The organism is Collinsella aerofaciens (genome assembly GCF_039758815.1).
Lineage (GTDB): Bacteria > Actinomycetota > Coriobacteriia > Coriobacteriales > Coriobacteriaceae > Collinsella > Collinsella aerofaciens_BP.
This window is the reverse complement of sequence record NZ_JBDMSK010000002.1, coordinates 1-14855: the sequence shown is the minus strand read 5'-3', so window position 1 is coordinate 14855 and position 14855 is coordinate 1. Positions and strand designations below refer to the sequence as shown.

The 14855-nt window shown below is 60.0% G+C and carries 14 protein-coding genes; 9 read left to right on the top strand and 5 right to left on the bottom strand.

The window, feature by feature from the left end:
- Window positions 1–233: 233 nt before the first annotated feature.
- The gene (locus ABHT90_RS01625; protein ID WP_055309791.1) at window positions 234–1151 is read right to left on the bottom strand and encodes a diacylglycerol/lipid kinase family protein; all 918 of its coding nucleotides are present in this window, start codon (window positions 1149–1151) and stop codon (window positions 234–236) included.
- 98 nt (window positions 1152–1249) lie between these two features.
- Here ABHT90_RS01625 and rnd point away from each other — a divergent pair, with 98 nt between their 5' ends.
- The 7 genes from rnd to ABHT90_RS01590 all read left to right on the top strand — a co-directional run bounded on the left by rnd (window position 1250) and on the right by ABHT90_RS01590 (window position 8082).
- Window positions 1250–2383: a ribonuclease D gene (gene rnd / locus ABHT90_RS01620; RefSeq protein ID WP_148345575.1), complete on the top strand. Its 1134-nt coding sequence runs from the start codon at window positions 1250–1252 to the stop codon at window positions 2381–2383.
- 64 nt (window positions 2384–2447) lie between these two features.
- Window positions 2448–3152: a zinc metallopeptidase gene (locus ABHT90_RS01615; RefSeq protein WP_346981383.1), complete on the top strand. Its 705-nt coding sequence runs from the start codon at window positions 2448–2450 to the stop codon at window positions 3150–3152.
- 115 nt (window positions 3153–3267) lie between these two features.
- Entirely contained in the window at window positions 3268–4719 is a 1452-nt protein-coding gene (gene xseA, locus ABHT90_RS01610) for an exodeoxyribonuclease VII large subunit (RefSeq protein WP_346979367.1), read from the top strand.
- A 42-nt stretch (window positions 4720–4761) separates the two neighbouring features.
- The gene (gene xseB / locus ABHT90_RS01605) at window positions 4762–5028 is read left to right on the top strand and encodes an exodeoxyribonuclease VII small subunit (RefSeq protein WP_161144749.1); all 267 of its coding nucleotides are present in this window, start codon (window positions 4762–4764) and stop codon (window positions 5026–5028) included.
- Window positions 5029–5077: 49 nt separating this feature from the next.
- Window positions 5078–5413 carry a histidine triad nucleotide-binding protein gene (locus ABHT90_RS01600; protein ID WP_035137921.1) on the top strand — a complete coding sequence of 112 codons (336 nt, stop codon included), beginning with the start codon at window positions 5078–5080 and terminating at the stop codon, window positions 5411–5413.
- Between the two features lie 147 nt (window positions 5414–5560).
- A complete protein-coding gene (locus ABHT90_RS01595) occupies window positions 5561–6739 on the top strand; it encodes an acetate/propionate family kinase (protein ID WP_138374493.1) in 1179 nt (392 codons plus the stop codon).
- A gap of 164 nt (window positions 6740–6903) precedes the next feature.
- Window positions 6904–8082, top strand: a complete 1179-nt coding sequence (locus ABHT90_RS01590; protein WP_138374492.1) for an acetate/propionate family kinase — start codon at window positions 6904–6906, stop codon at window positions 8080–8082.
- A gap of 554 nt (window positions 8083–8636) precedes the next feature.
- Here the strand turns inward: ABHT90_RS01590 and pta are convergent.
- A complete protein-coding gene (gene pta, locus ABHT90_RS01585) occupies window positions 8637–9617 on the bottom strand; it encodes a phosphate acetyltransferase (protein WP_006234296.1) in 981 nt (326 codons plus the stop codon).
- A gap of 231 nt (window positions 9618–9848) precedes the next feature.
- Here pta and glf point away from each other — a divergent pair, with 231 nt between their 5' ends.
- The gene (glf, locus tag ABHT90_RS01580; RefSeq protein ID WP_006234295.1) at window positions 9849–11051 is read left to right on the top strand and encodes a UDP-galactopyranose mutase; all 1203 of its coding nucleotides are present in this window, start codon (window positions 9849–9851) and stop codon (window positions 11049–11051) included.
- Window positions 11044–12075 carry a glycosyltransferase family 2 protein gene (locus ABHT90_RS01575; protein WP_346979365.1) on the top strand — a complete coding sequence of 344 codons (1032 nt, stop codon included), beginning with the start codon at window positions 11044–11046 and terminating at the stop codon, window positions 12073–12075. Before glf ends, ABHT90_RS01575 begins: the two co-directional genes overlap by 8 nt.
- 375 nt (window positions 12076–12450) lie before the next feature.
- On the opposite strand, the gene ABHT90_RS01570 is transcribed toward ABHT90_RS01575, so the two are convergent.
- The 3 genes from ABHT90_RS01570 to ABHT90_RS01560 all read right to left on the bottom strand — a co-directional run bounded on the left by ABHT90_RS01570 (window position 12451) and on the right by ABHT90_RS01560 (window position 14674).
- Window positions 12451–13452, bottom strand: coding sequence for a P1 family peptidase (locus ABHT90_RS01570; RefSeq protein WP_346981382.1), 1002 nt, complete (start codon window positions 13450–13452; stop codon window positions 12451–12453).
- A 101-nt stretch (window positions 13453–13553) separates the two neighbouring features.
- Complete coding sequence (locus ABHT90_RS01565; protein ID WP_346979363.1) at window positions 13554–14135, bottom strand: Maf family protein; 582 nt, start codon at window positions 14133–14135, stop codon at window positions 13554–13556.
- Window positions 14132–14674 (bottom strand): DJ-1 family glyoxalase III, encoded by a 543-nt coding sequence (locus ABHT90_RS01560; RefSeq protein ID WP_022094094.1) that lies wholly within the window; start codon window positions 14672–14674, stop codon window positions 14132–14134. The genes ABHT90_RS01565 and ABHT90_RS01560 overlap by 4 nt, the downstream gene beginning before the upstream one ends.
- Window positions 14675–14855 lie beyond the last annotated feature (181 nt).

Sequence of the window (14855 nt, the reverse complement as noted above, 5' to 3'; positions counted from 1 at the left end):
AAGGCACCCTGCATTTACTGTAGCTGAATAAAGCATTAGACGGTGCTCAAAAAGAAAACTCTCCCGCTGTTTAGGATTTGCATAAACAGCGGGAGAGTCGATAACTGGATGAATATCATACCAATGTGGATTTACTTCTTTCGGCGGTGAATCACGTTGATGGCGTAACCGACGAGCATGGCCAAGACGATGACAATAAAGCCGATCAGGGGATTGTCGTTCATGGGGTCCTCCTATTTTCCGAGCGGGGAGAATTCGTCGACGATGAGGTCGAGGCATTGCGGAAGCGCGCGGGCTCCAAAGACGCCCGAATTGCTGGAGATAATCTCGCCATCGAACTGCATGCCCAGCGACGGGGTGCAGGTGATTTTGGCTTCCTTGGTCTGGATGATCTTGAACTGCGGGCGCCCGAGTACCTTGCCGGCGGGGTCAAGCGCAGCGGTGATCACGGTAGGCAGCAGCTGCACGGTGCGCACGGGTTCGATGACTGCAATGTCGACCATGCCATCGTTCATGCGGCAGTCGGGGAACAGGTTGATGTCGTTTTGGATGACCGAGGTATTGCCGGCCATGCAGCAGATGCCGTCGAGCTCCTCGACAATGCCGTCATGCTCAATGGTAAAGTGCGCTACCGTAGGGTTGGGCGTGGCGAGTGCAGAGAGGAAGTAGGCGATCTCGCCGATGTCGTTTTTGGTGGGGGCGGCCTTCATCATGATCTCGGCGTCGAAGCCCGAGCCGGCGATGATGATGAAGCCGTGGCGCTTCTCGTTGCCGTTCTCGTCGAGCCAAAAGAGCTCGCCCATGTCGACTTTGACCGTGCGACCGGCGCGGCAGGCCTTGGCGAGCGCCGCTGCCTCGGGGGCATTGCCGATGTTGTTGAAGAACAGGCAGGCTGTACCGGAGGGGAAGACGAGCGTGGGGACACCGCATCCGCGCATCTGGTCGAGCACGTTGGAGACGGTGCCGTCGCCGCCCGAAACGACCACGCGATCAAACTCGCGCACGTCTGCCACGGCGTCCTCGGGCTCCATGCCATCGCCGATAAAACGCATCACGACCTCGTCGCCGCCCTGCGCGAGGGCGTGCGTGAATGCGTAGATTTCATCTGAGCTGGGGCCCGATGCCGGGTTGTGGATGATAAGGCAGCGCATACTTACGTTCCCGTTCTGTGACTAACCGAGTATAGTTGTAAGGCAATGCCGATATCCTACCCGTGTTTTTCGGGCCTAACCTTATTCGATGGGTTGATATGTACATTTCCACACATCAGGCTCTACTCGACTTTTGCCAGCGCGCCCGTGAGTTCGACGCGATTGCCGTCGATACCGAGTTTTTGCGCGAGCGCACGTTCCATCCGCGTCTATGTTTGGTTCAGATTGCCACCCCTGCTGAGAGCGTCGCGGTCGATCCCCTGGTAATCGACGACCTATCGCCGCTGGCCGAGCTTATGGCCGACGAGAGCGTGACCAAGGTCTTCCACGCGTGCTCGCAGGATATGGAGGTCATGCTCCATACCGTGGGCGTGCTGCCACGACCGATTTTCGATACGCAGGTCGCCGCCGCCTTTTTGGGCGAGCGCCAGCAGATTTCGTATGGCGCGCTTGTTCAGACGTTCTGCGGCGTATCGCTGCCCAAGACCGAGTCACTGACCGACTGGTCGCGCCGCCCGCTGACCGATAAGCAGATTGAGTATGCGATCGATGACGTCAAGTACCTGATCGTCGCCTATACCGAGATGATGAGCCGCCTGCGCGAGCTGGGCCGTGTGGACTGGGTGCTCGACGAGCTGCGCCCGCTGGCTGACGAGTCGCACTATCGCGCCGATCGCCACGAGGCGTTCCGCAAGGTCAAGCGCATCAATTCGTGCAGCCGTCATCAGCTGGGTATCGCGCGCGAGCTCGCCGCCTGGCGCGAGGACCGCGCCGAGCGGCGCAACATCCCACGCAAGTGGGTCATGTCCGACGACACGCTGCTAGCGCTCGTTAAGCGCAATCCCGTGCGCGTTGAGGAGTTCCGTAGCATTCGCGGTACCGATCAATTGGGGGAGCGCGACGTGGACGGTGCGCTCATGGCCATCAAGCGCGGTGCGAGCTGTCCGCACGATCGCCTGCCGCTCTTGGTGCGCGGACATCGTCAGATTTCGCCGGAGCTGGAGAGCGTGACTGACCTTATGTATGCGCTTATCCGCCTGGTTGCCGAGCGCTCAGGCGTTGCGACCTCGGTCATTGCCTCGCGCGATGACCTGGCCGACTACATTGAGCATCCCGAGCAGAGCCGCCTGCGCGAAGGTTGGCGCTTTGAGCTTGTGGGCTCGCGCCTGGACGATCTGCTTTCCGGCAATATGGGGTTGACGGTGAAGGACGGCAAAATCGAGCTCCTGTAGGGAAGCCTAGCCGGTTGAGTGGGTAAAATGCCTCCAACGTGTAACTCGACTCGGAGGAATTCGCATGCCTTATTACTATGGATACGGCTTTGGCATCGACCCGCTGTACCTGCTGGTTGTTCTTGTCTGCACGGTGCTTGGCCTTGCCGCACAGAACTATATCAACTCGACGTACAAAACCTGGTCCAAGGTTCGCTCGGACGGCGATACGGGTGCCACAGTCGCTCGCCGCATGCTCGATGCCAACGGTTGTAGCGCCGTGGGTATCAAGGGTGTCGCTGGCGAGCTCACCGACCATTACAACCCGCAGGACAACAACCTGTATCTGTCGGATGCCAACCGTTCGGGCGGTTCGGTCGCAAGCGTTGCCGTCGCCTGCCACGAGGCGGGCCATGCCGCCCAGCGTCAAAGCGGCTATGCCATGATGAAAGTGCGTACCGCCCTCGTGCCGGTCGTCAACTTTACCCAGAACACCTGGACCATCGTGTTACTCTTGGGCCTGTTTATGAACATTGCCGGGCTCACGACCCTCGCGTTGATCTTCTTCTCGTTTAGTGTGCTGTTCCAACTCGTTACGTTGCCTGTCGAGATTGACGCCAGCCGACGTGCTGTGTCGTACATCGAGCAGTCGGGCATGAGCTCCAAGCAGGTCAACGGCGCCAAGAAGGTACTGACGGCAGCCGCGCTTACCTATGTGGCTGCAGCGCTCACTTCGATCATTCAGTTGCTCTACCTTATGGCTCGCTACAACAGAAACTCCAACCGATAACAAATGGGACAGGCAGGCGCCGCGGGGATTCGTGTCCTCGCGGCGCTGTACTATGTGTTGGACTTAATTTCGCACGGGGCCGGAGCCTCTGTGCTCGATAACGAAAGGAGGCTGCGTGGCAGGCTGGAACCTAACCGGTAATGCCGTTTCCGCCGAGTTCGACGGTTCGGACGAGCAAGAGCGCAAGGAGCTCAGCGTGAGCCAGGCGGTGGAGATCGCCGCCGGTGCGCTCGATGCCATTCCGCAGCTGAGCGTCTTGGGCGAGGTCACGGGTTTTCGTGGTCCTAACGCCCGAAGCGGCCACTGCTATTTCCAGATCAAGGACGATTCGGCCGCCGTTGACTGCATCATTTGGAAGGGTGCCTATCTCAAGCGCACGTTCGATCTGCGCGACGGTATGCAGGTGAGCTTTAAGGGCAGCTTCAATCTCTATAAGGCTACGGGCCGCATGAGCTTTGTCGCTCGCTCGTTTTCGCTGGCGGGGGAGGGTCTGCTGCGTCAACAAGTGGCGCAACTGGCCGAAAAGCTACGCCGTGAGGGTCTGATGGACGAAGCGCGCAAGCGCCGCATCCCGGTGTTCTGCTCCCGCGTGGCGGTCGTCACCTCGCTTTCGGGTGCCGTAATCGACGACGTCAAGCGCACATTGCGTCGTCGCAACCCTCTCGTCGAGCTCGTCTGCGTGGGTGCCAAGGTACAAGGCGAGGGTGCGCCGACAGAGCTCATTGAGGGCCTGCGCCGCGCCGCTTCCATTACGCCGGCGCCCGACTGTATTTTGTTGGTGCGCGGCGGCGGCTCCTTTGAGGACCTCATGACCTTTAATGACGAGGAGCTTGCCCGCGCGGTGGCGGCTTGTCCCGTGCCCGTGGTGACCGGCATTGGCCATGAGCCCGATACCTCGATTTGCGACATGGTGAGCGACCGTCGCGCCTCCACGCCTACGGCGGCGGCCGAATCGGTGGCGCCGGCTATGACGGAGTTGGCCGATGTGCTCGAGGCGCGCTATCAACGTCTGGGTGCTGCGATGGCATCGATGATTGGGTCGGCCCAGGTCGACCTGGAGATGCTCGATCAGCGCGGTCGCCGTGCCTGGGATACCTATACGGCTCGCTTGGGCGATGCGCTCGATGCGGCTGCGTGCCGCCCGTGCCTCAACGACCCAACGTTTATGGTCGAGCGTCGCGAATCGGAGCTTGCGCTGACTGCCGATCGCCTGTCGGGTGCCATAGTACGCTCGGTCGGGACATTTCGCTCCAACTTTGAGCGTTTGCCCGAGCGTCTGGTTACAAGCACCTCGGGGCTCGATGGTAAGCGCCATGCGCTCACGCTCGCAAGCTCCCGCCTGGAGCATCAGGGGCGCACGATGCTCAGCAAGCCAGCGTCCGACCTGGGCCGTGCAGCGGCTTCGCTCGATGCCCTGTCGCCGCTCAAGGTGCTCGCCCGCGGCTATTCCATCGCGTACAGCGTTGATGGTGTGGCCACGAGCGCCAAGACCTTTAAGCCCGGCGACGCCATCCGTGTGCGCATGGCAGACGGTAACGTTGCGGCAACGGTCAATACGGTCGAATAGACCGCGTTTTACAGTGATAAACCTTTGGGAAAGGAAATAGATATGGCAGAGAAGACCCCGGTCGAGCAGCTTACGTACAAGCAGGCCTCGCAGGAGCTGGAGCTCATCATCCGCAGCCTGGAGTCGGGCGACATGGAGCTCGAGGAGTCGCTCGAGAGCTACACCCGCGGCGTCGAGCTCCTCAAGAGCCTGCGCACACGCTTGGCCGATGCCGAGCAGAAGGTCTCGGTGCTTCTTAAGGACGTCGACGGCAACGACGTGCTTGCCGACGGCGAAGCCGCCAACACGGACGACAACCTCTCGTTCTAACCATCCCGACCAAATATAATTACCTTGGTCTGTGAGAAAGGAACCAACCATGTGCGATTGCATCTTCTGCAAAATTGCCAACCACGAGATCCCCTCGACCGTTGTCTATGAGGACGACCAGGTCATCGCCTTCGACGACCTCAACCCCCAGGCGCCGGTCCACACGCTCGTGATCCCCAAGAAGCACTACAGCGATATCGCCGATAACGTGCCGGCCGAGACCATGGGCGCCATGGCTCACGCCATCCAGGAGGTCGCTAAGGCCAAGGGCTTGGAGGACGGTTTCCGCGTCATCTCCAACAAGGGCGTCAACGCCGGCCAGACCGTCATGCACTTCCACATGCACGTTCTCGGCGGCAAGAACCTGGGCGAGAACCTCATCTGAGGACGCCTCTTCCGTGCAATGAAACGGAAGCTCAGGCACCGATAACTTATATATCAACGCAATAAACCCGAGCGCGAGGGCGTTTGGGTTTATTATTGAAGCGTATGTAACCTGGCGGCGCCACACCGCCTGTTAGTAGGGAGACACATGAACGTTCTGGTCGTCAACGCAGGATCTTCGACCCTTAAGTATCAGGTCATCGATACCAAGTCCCACAAGGTGTCCGCAAAGGGCTCCTGCGAGCGCGTCTGCTTTACCGGCGGTACCTTCACCCACGCTGCCAACGGTTCCAAGAAGGTGACCGAGAACATCGAGTTCCCCGACCACAAGGTCGCCATCGAGGTCGTTCTGAAGGACCTCGAGGCCAACGGCGTCAAGATCGAGGGCATTGGTCACCGTATCGTTCAGGGCGGCTGGTACTTTGGCGACTCCTCCCTCGTCGACGAGGACGTTCTCGCCAAGATCCGCGAGGTCGCTCCGCTGGCGCCGCTGCACAACAACCCCGAGGCCAACGTTATCGAGTACTGCCTGGAGCAGTATCCCGACCTGCCCAACGTCACGGTCTACGACACCGCTTTCCACTTCAACATGCCCGAGGTTGCCAAGACCTATGCCCTTCCCAAGGATGTTTGCGACAAGCTGCACATCCGTAAGTACGGCGCCCACGGCACCAGCTATCGCTACATCTCCAAGAAGATCGCCGAGATGACCAACGGCGAGGCCCGCAAGGTCGTCGTGTGCCATATCGGCTCCGGCGCTTCCCTGTGCGCCATCGAGGACGGCAAGTGCATGGACACCACCATGGGCTTGACGCCACTCGACGGCGTCATGATGGGCACCCGCTGCGGCTCCATCGACCCGGCTACCGTGTGCTACCTGCAGCGCGAGGGTGGCTACACCTTCGACGAGGTCGACGAGATGATGAACAAGAAGTCCGGCCTTTTGGCTGTGACCGGCGGCAAGACCAACGACTGCCGCAACGTCGAGGAGCTCGCCGCCGCTGGTGACCCCGATGCTCAGCTCGCCTTCGACATGTTTGTCTACAAGATTGCCGCCAAGGTTGCCGAGATGGCTACTTCTATGTGCGGTATGGACACCCTGGTCTTTACTGCCGGCATCGGCGAGCACGCTCCGGCTGTCCGCGCTGGCGTGGCCGACCGTCTGGCCTTTATGGGCGTCAAGATGGATCATGCCCGCAACGCCCTGCGTGGCGACGGCGCTTGGTGCCTGTCCGCCAAGGATTCCAAGGTCAAGATTTTCGTCATCCCCACGGACGAGGAGTTCATGATCGCTTCCGACGTCGAGCGCATCGTCAACGGCAAGTAATTGCAAGAGGGGAGGGGCTGGACGACCGAGCGCCGTTCGGCCCCCCTTTTATGCTCGTTGGGCGATATGCCTGATAGCTATTTATTAAGTTGTGATAACTTCTTATTAAAATGCGGCCGCCTTAAGGGGTCTGCGTCGACCGTATTGCACTGCAAAGGAGTCTCATGAACGTACTTGTTGTCAACGCCGGCAGCTCAAGCCTTAAATATCAGCTTTTGGATACCGATACCCGCGAGGTTTTCGCCAAGGGCAACTGCGAGCGTATCGGATCGGGCATGGGCATCTTCGGCCACTCCGAGAACGGTGGCGCCAAGCAGACCGAGGAGGTCCCCTTCCCCGATCATCGCTCTGCTATCGCTCGCGTGCTCGAGGAGCTCGAGAAGACCGACTTTACGATTGATGGCATTGGGCATCGCATCGTTCAGGGTGGCTGGCACTTCGATGATTCCGCGGTCGTCGACGATGAGGTCATGGCTAAGATCCTTGAGGTGGCCCCGCTCGCTCCGTTGCACAATTACGGCGAGGCCGCGGCAATCGAATATTGCCGCGAGAAGTATCCGGAGCTGCCCAACGTGGCCGTCTTCGACACCTCGTTCCACATGACCATGCCCGAGGTCGCCTACACCTACGCGCTGCCCAAGGACGTGTGCGACAAGTACCACGTGCGCAAGTACGGCGCACACGGTACGAGCCACCGCTACGAGTGGATGATGGCCAAGGAGATCCTGGGCTCGCGCTGCCACCGCCTGCTTTCGTGCCATCTGGGCAACGGTGCTTCGCTCGCTGCTATCGAGGACGGCGTGTGCCGCGACACCACGATGGGTCTCACGCCGCTCGACGGCCTGATGATGGGCACCCGTTGTGGTTCCATTGACCCGGCCACCGTGTGCTACCTGCAGCGCGAGGGCGGATACAGTTACCAGGAAGTCGACGACATGATGAACAAGCAGTCTGGTCTGCTTGCCATCTCGGGCATCTCCAACGACGCCCGCGACATCCGTACGCGCGCCTCCGAGGGTGACGAGCGCTGCCTGCTCGCCTTCGATATGTTCGCATACAAGGCCATGCAGCAGGCCGGTTCCATGATCGCCTCCATGGCGGGCGTGGACACCATCACCTTTACCGCCGGCATCGGCGAGAACGACTGGTCGATCCGCAAGGCCTTCTGCGACTGCTTTGAGTGGCTGGGCGTACGCATCGACAACAACAAGAACCGCGAGGCTGTGGGCAACGGCCCGCAGGTTATCAGTGCCGCCGGTTCCGCCGTCACGGTCATGGTCATCCCCACCGACGAGGAATACATGATCGCCCACGACGTCGAGCGTCTGACCAAGAACAACTAACGCACGCATTTGCAAGTAAACGAAAGGCCTCCAGAGCAACAGCTCCGGAGGCCTTTTTTACTAGCAGGCGGACGGCGGAAACCCCATCCCATTTCGAGCGCAAATACTGGGACACGCTTTCCGGTTGAGGCACGTTGCGGAAAGTGCGACCCACAATAAAGCATAATTCCGTCCCACGGTTTCCCAAACAGGCCCCAAGCGGAAGCCACATCCCACAATCCGCCTCCAAACCGGGACACACTTTCCGGCGGGCTAGACATCAGACCGCAGCCAACATTTCGGTCCCAAAGTGGCCATATCTGCATCGTTTGACCCTCCAGCAACGGCACTCATCCATTCAGTTTTTCAGCGCCAGCTCGTAGCCAAGCCGCCGTCCACTCCAGATACCCTGATTGCTACGTAGCGGTAGAAGGCCGTACGGGCTAACCCCTGAAAACAATCCGCAGACCAGAAGCGCCCCCGTTCGTAGCTCCGAAGGAGCAGAACGGGGGCGCTTCATTGGTCGAGGACGTTTTCAGGGGTTAGCCCGTACGGCCTTCGGGCGAGTGCGTGCGCTACTCAGCCATCTGAGCCTGGACGGCGGTGATGGCCACGACACCCACGATGTCGTCGGCAGAGCAGCCGCGCGACAGGTCGTTAACCGGCTTGGCGATGCCCTGCAGGATGGGGCCGTAGGCGTCAGCGCCAGCGAAGCGCTGGACCAGCTTGTAGCCGATGTTGCCTGCCTCGAGGTCGGGGAACACGAGCACGTTGGCCTTACCAGCGACGGAGGAGCCGGGAGCCTTGAGCTGGGCGACGGTGGGGACAATAGCGGCATCGAGCTGCAGGTCGCCGTCGATGGCGAGCTCGGGAGCCTTCTCCTTGCAGAACTTCACAGCCTCCTGGACCTTCTTGGCGACCTCGCCGCCAGCGGAGCCCATGGTGGAGTAGGAGAGCATGGCCACGTGCGGCTCAACGTTGCCCATGAAGGTGGACCAGGAGTGAGCGGAGGCGATGGCGATCTCGGAGAGCTCGTCGGAGGACGGGTTGATGTTGAGGCCGCAGTCGGCGAAGATCAGCGTGCCGTCAGTGCCGAACTGCGGGGTGTCGGTGCACATCACGAAGAAGGCCGAGACCAGCTTGGTGCCCGGGGCGGTCTTGAGGATCTGAAGCGCGGGGCGCAGGGTGTCGGCGGTGGAGTGGCAGGCGCCGGAGACCAGGCCGTCGGCATCGCCCATCTTGACCATCATGGTGCCAAAGTAGGTGGCGTCCATCACCTGGGCGCGAGCCTGCTCGATGGTAACGCCCTTCTTGGCGCGGAGCTCGGCAAACTTCTGCGCGTACTCCTCGTGCTTCTCGGCATTGCGCGGGTCGATGACGGTAGCGCCGGGAACGTTGATCTCGTCGGGGTTGCCCAGGATGACGATCTTTGCCAGGCCCTCCTCGATGATCTTGGTGGCCGCGACGATGGTGCGCGGATCCTCGCCCTCGGGCAGGACGATCGTCTTAAGGTCGGCCTTGGCGGCAGACTTCATACGGTTTAGGAAATCGCTCATGTTACTCCTTACAAGCGTTTCGCTAAGCTCCAGGCACCCGGCTGTTCACGAATAAACCCGCTGCTAGCGGGTTTACCTTTCAATTATGTACGCCGCGGTGCTTGAGCTTTCCTTGTGTGGCAAGCTCATTATAGGACGCATTAGCGCTATAATCGCTCTGATAAATATGTCTCGAAGAATGTTCGAGAAAAGCCCAGCTAACGAGCCCGTGGCTTTTGACAAGGAGTATCGATGCAGATTACCTCAGGCCTGCCTGAAGGCTTTAACGCCGGCGCGTACGACATGATTGTCGTCGGTGCTGGATATGCCGGTGCCGTTTGCGCCCGCCGTCTTGCCGAGACCATCGGCTATCGTGTTGCCGTTTTGGAGCGCCGTAGCCACATTGCGGGCAATGCCTATGACTGCACTGACGAGGCCGGAATCCTGATCCACGAGTACGGTCCGCATATCTATCACACTTTTAACGAGCGCGTGCACAATTTCCTGTCGCGCTTTACCAAGTGGACGGATTATCAGCACAAGGTACTCGCCAACATCAACGGTACCCTTATGCCCGTGCCCTTCAACCATGCGAGTCTCAAGCTCGCCTTTGGTGACGAGCGCGGCGAGGAGCTGTATCAGAAGCTCGTGGAGACCTTTGGCAAGGATGTCAAGGTGCCCATTATGGAGCTGCGTAAGAAGAACGACCCGGATCTTGCCGAGGTCGCCGATTACGTCTACGAGAACGTCTTTTTGCATTACACCATGAAGCAGTGGGGCCAGACGCCCGACCAGATTGATCCCTCGATCACCGGCCGTGTTCCCGTCTTTGTGGGCGATGATGACCGCTACTTCCCGCAAGCTCCCTTCCAGGGCATGCCGCAGGAGGGCTACACGGCGCTCTTTGAGCACATGCTCGACCACGACCTGATCGACGTGTTCTGCGACGTGGACGCCCGTGACCTCTTTGAAATCGACGAGACTACCGTCAAGATCGACGGCAAGGTCTATGGTGGCGAGATCGTCTACACCGGTCCGCTCGATGAGCTGTTCAATCTCGATCTGGGCGCGCTACCGTACCGCACGCTCGACATGAAGTTCGAGACGCTCGATATGGACCAGTTCCAGCCCGTGGGCACCGTCAACTACACCACGAGCGAGGACTACACGCGCATTACCGAGTTCAAGAACATGACCGGTCAGATCCTGCCCGGCAAGACCACCATCATGAAGGAGTATTCCAAGGCCTATACGCCCGGCTCGGGCGAGACGCCGTACTACGCCATTCTTGAGCCCGAGAACCGTGAGCTCTATGAGCGCTATCTTGAGCGCGTCCAGAACCTGACGAACTTCCACCCGGTGGGTCGTCTGGCCGAGTATCGTTACTACGATATGGACGCTGTGACCAATTCCGCCCTCGATCTTTCGGATGAGATTATCGCCTGCCATGCATAAAGTCATAACATTCGGTATTCCCTCGTATAACGCCGCCAAGGACATGGACCATTGCATCACCTCCATCTTGGAGGGGAGCAATTACGCCACCGATATCGAGATTATCGTAGTGGACGACGGCTCCAAGGACGAGACGGCCGATAAGGCCGACGAGTGGGAGGCACGTTATCCCGGTATCATTCGCGCGGTGCACCAGGAGAACGGCGGCCACGGTATTGCCGTCCTTTCGGGTCTGCGCGAGGCACAGGGCACCTACTACAAGGTCGTCGACTCGGATGACTGGCTCGATGCTGCGGCTCTTTCGACTATACTGTCGATTCTGCGTGGCTTTGAAGAGCGTGACCAGCGCGTTGACCTGTTTATCTCGAACTACGTGTACGAGAAGGTTTACGAGGGCACGCATACCGCTATTGGCTACAAATTTGCCCTGCCGCGCAAAAAGATCTTTTCCTGGGATCAGATCGGTCATTTCCGCCTGGACCAGAACCTACTCATGCACAGCCTGTGCTATCGCACGGATGTGCTGCGCGAGTCCAACCTTCCCATGCCGCCGCACACGTTCTATGTGGACAACATCTACGCCTACGTGCCGCTACCGCGTTGCAAGACCATGTACTACGCCGACATCGACCTCTACCGCTACTTTATCGGTCGCGAAGGCCAGAGCGTCAACGAGGCAACGATGGTCAAGCGTCTGGACCAGCAGTTCCGTGTTACACGTATCATGATGGAGTCGTACCATCTGTACAGCGATGTTGAGTCGTCGCGCTTGCGTTCGTACATGATGGGGTACTTCACCATGATGATGGCGATTTGCTCGGTGCTCACCAAGCTTTCCGAGGAAGATTGCGCCGACGAGCGCCTAAAGACGCTGTGGATTGATTTGAAGGCCTATGACGAGCGTATGTATCGTCGTGCACGTTACGGTGTGGTCGGGTTCTTCACCAATCTGCGCGGTCGTGCCGGTGACAAAACCACACTCGGCCTATACCGTCTTGCCTCAAAGATCTTCAAATTCAACTAGCTGCTGAGTAATCGCTGCTGATAGGTTGACTGGGCCCCTTGGCCTTTAGTTTGCTACTGCGAACAGTCCTGCTCGCACGGAAAGCACATTAAGTGCTTTCCGGCTCGTGCGGAACTTGTATCAAACTAAAGGCCAAGGGGCCTCTGCTATAAGAATCGATTGTCAGGTTATTTGAATTTGAAGATCTTCGACGCGCGGTACACAGGGGCCTGGGCTGAAAAAATATTAGTTGGTAGTCGGTCGGAGGCGGGCGGGCATTACGTTTGTCGCGAGTTCCGCATGCAAAGAAGGCCACTTAATGTGGCCTTCGTCTTGCATAGGACTGTAGAGCAGCAAACGTAACGCCCGCCCGTCTCCGACCGACGGTCGAGTGGACTATTTTGCGGCACCGGGGATGCCGTGGGAGGTTTTGGCGGTTTTGGCTCCGTTTACGATGGCGGTTTCCAGGGCCCTTACGGCGAGCATGCCCAGCAGGTCTAGGGGAACGGCGGCGCTTGCCTGGGCGCCCAGTTTGCCGCTGGCGAGGGTGTAGATGGCGTCGCCGTCGTTGGTGGTGTGTGTGGGGCGGATGGCGTGTGCGTAGGCGTCTGCGGCCATCTGGGAGACCTTGGTGGCTTGTGCCTTAGTGAGTTCCACGTTGGTGACGATGCAGCTGATGGTGGTGTTGGTGCGGTCGAGCGGCATCTGCATGGATCCGGCGGCGGCAAAGGCTGCGAGTTCCATGTCGACGATCTGGTCGCTATCGGCTGCGGCGCGCATGCCTGCGACCCACTCGCCGGTGAAGGGGTCGACAACGTTGCCGCAGGCGTTGACCGAGACCACGGCGCCCACCTTGATGGGGCCGAGTGCCACGGCGGCAGCTCCAAGGCCGGCCTTCATGCAGGTAGCGGGGCCCATGAGCTTACCCACGGTAGCGCCCGTGCCGGCGCCTACGTTGCCCTGTTCGAGCTTGGTGGGGGTGTTGTCGAGTGCTTCGCGCACGGCGGCGATGCCGGCCTCAATGTCGGGGCGAACGGTGGGGTTACCAAAGGCGAGGTCGAAGATACAGCTCGAGCACACGATAGGCACCTGCGTGGGGCCGACGGGAAGGCCGATGCCGCGGCTCTCAAGCTCGCGAGCGACGCCGCTTGCAGCCTCGAGGCCAAAGGCCGATCCGCCCGAAAGGCAGACGGCGTGGACCTTGTCGACGGTGTTCTCGGGTCGCAGCAGGTCGGTCTCGCGCGAAGCGGGAGCACCGCCGCGAACGTCAACGCCGCCGGTGGCGCCCTCGGGTGCCACGATTACGGTGCAACCGGTGCCGGCCTCCTCGTCCGTATAGTTGCCATAGCAAAAGCCATCGACATCGCAGACGTCAATGGCCTCGAGCAGTGTATCCATGTTTAACTCCTATCGGTTTTCCGCCGCGCCTTGTGCCCGGTCGGGATCCGTACGGTACGCCAAAATTGTAGGCGCTGGGGGATACCCAGCGCCAGATGCAATTACGAGAGTTTTTGAATCGCGCGCGCGACGCGGGCGATGGGTAGGCCCACCACGTTATAGAAGTCGCCCGAAATATCGTGCACGAGCATGCGGCCGCCTGTGCCCTGGATGCCGTAGGCGCCTGCCTTATCCATGGGCTCACCCGAGGCAACGTAGTGCTCGATCTGCTCGTCGGTGAGCTCGTAGAATGTCACGTCGGTCATATCGACAAACGACAGGCTCTCGGCGGCATGCGGGGCGGCCGTATCGCCTGCCTTAACGATGCAGACGCCGGTTGCGACCTGGTGCGTGCGGCCCGAAAGCTCACGGAGCATGGTGCGCGCCTCGCCCTCGGTTGCCGGCTTGCCCAAAATCTTGCCGTTGAAGGTGACGATGGTGTCGGCCGCGACCGTCAGCTCATTGGGCTCGGCATACTCGGCAGCAACGGCAGCCGCCTTGGCGCGTGCCAAGCGCTCGACAAGCGTGAGCGGGGCCTCGCCATCAAAGGGCGTTTCGTCGATATCCGCGGGAATCACGCGAATGTTGTAGCCTGCCTCGCGCATCAGCTCTATGCGGCGCGGTGATTGCGAAGCCAAAATCATAGTTGGATGCCCTCGGCGACCTTCTCGACAGCCTTGTCGCCGGCGATCGTGCGCAGCAGCTCAAGCGCAAAGGGGAGCGACTGGGCCATGCCGCTGGCGGTGATGATGTTGCCGTCTTGCGTAACCTTCTCGCCGGTATAGGCGCCCTCGGGGAAGCTTTTCTCAAAGCCAGGGAAGCACGTGGCGTGGCGCCCCTCGAGCAGGTCGAGCTCGCCCAGGATAAACGGGGCGGCGCAGATGGCGGCGACGTGCTTGGTCGCGGCGAACTCGCAGACCACGTCGCAGACGCGCTGATCGGCGCGCAGGTTGGTGGCACCGGGCAGGCCGCCGGGCAGCACGACGCAGTCGTACTCGTCAAAGTTGATCTCATCAAAGAGCGCATCGCAGGTCACGGGGATCTGCAGCGAGCTTACGACCTCGCGCGTGGGCATAATCGAGACGAGCGTGGCGCGCACGCCGCCGCGACGCATGACATCGACCATGGTCAGGCATTCAATCGTTTCAAAGCCATCGGCGGCAAGAACGGCAACGCTGGGCATAAGGGTTCCTTTCATAGGGCGGCATACAATTAGCCGTCTTATACCCCGAAGACCCCCGCTTGCCACGCTCGATTTCCCAATGTTTAAAAGGGACGGGGATTAAATAAGGCTCTGTTAGACCAGGATTGACATACATGTGTCCCCACGGTGCCATATCGTTAGCCCCGTAGACCGCGACGGA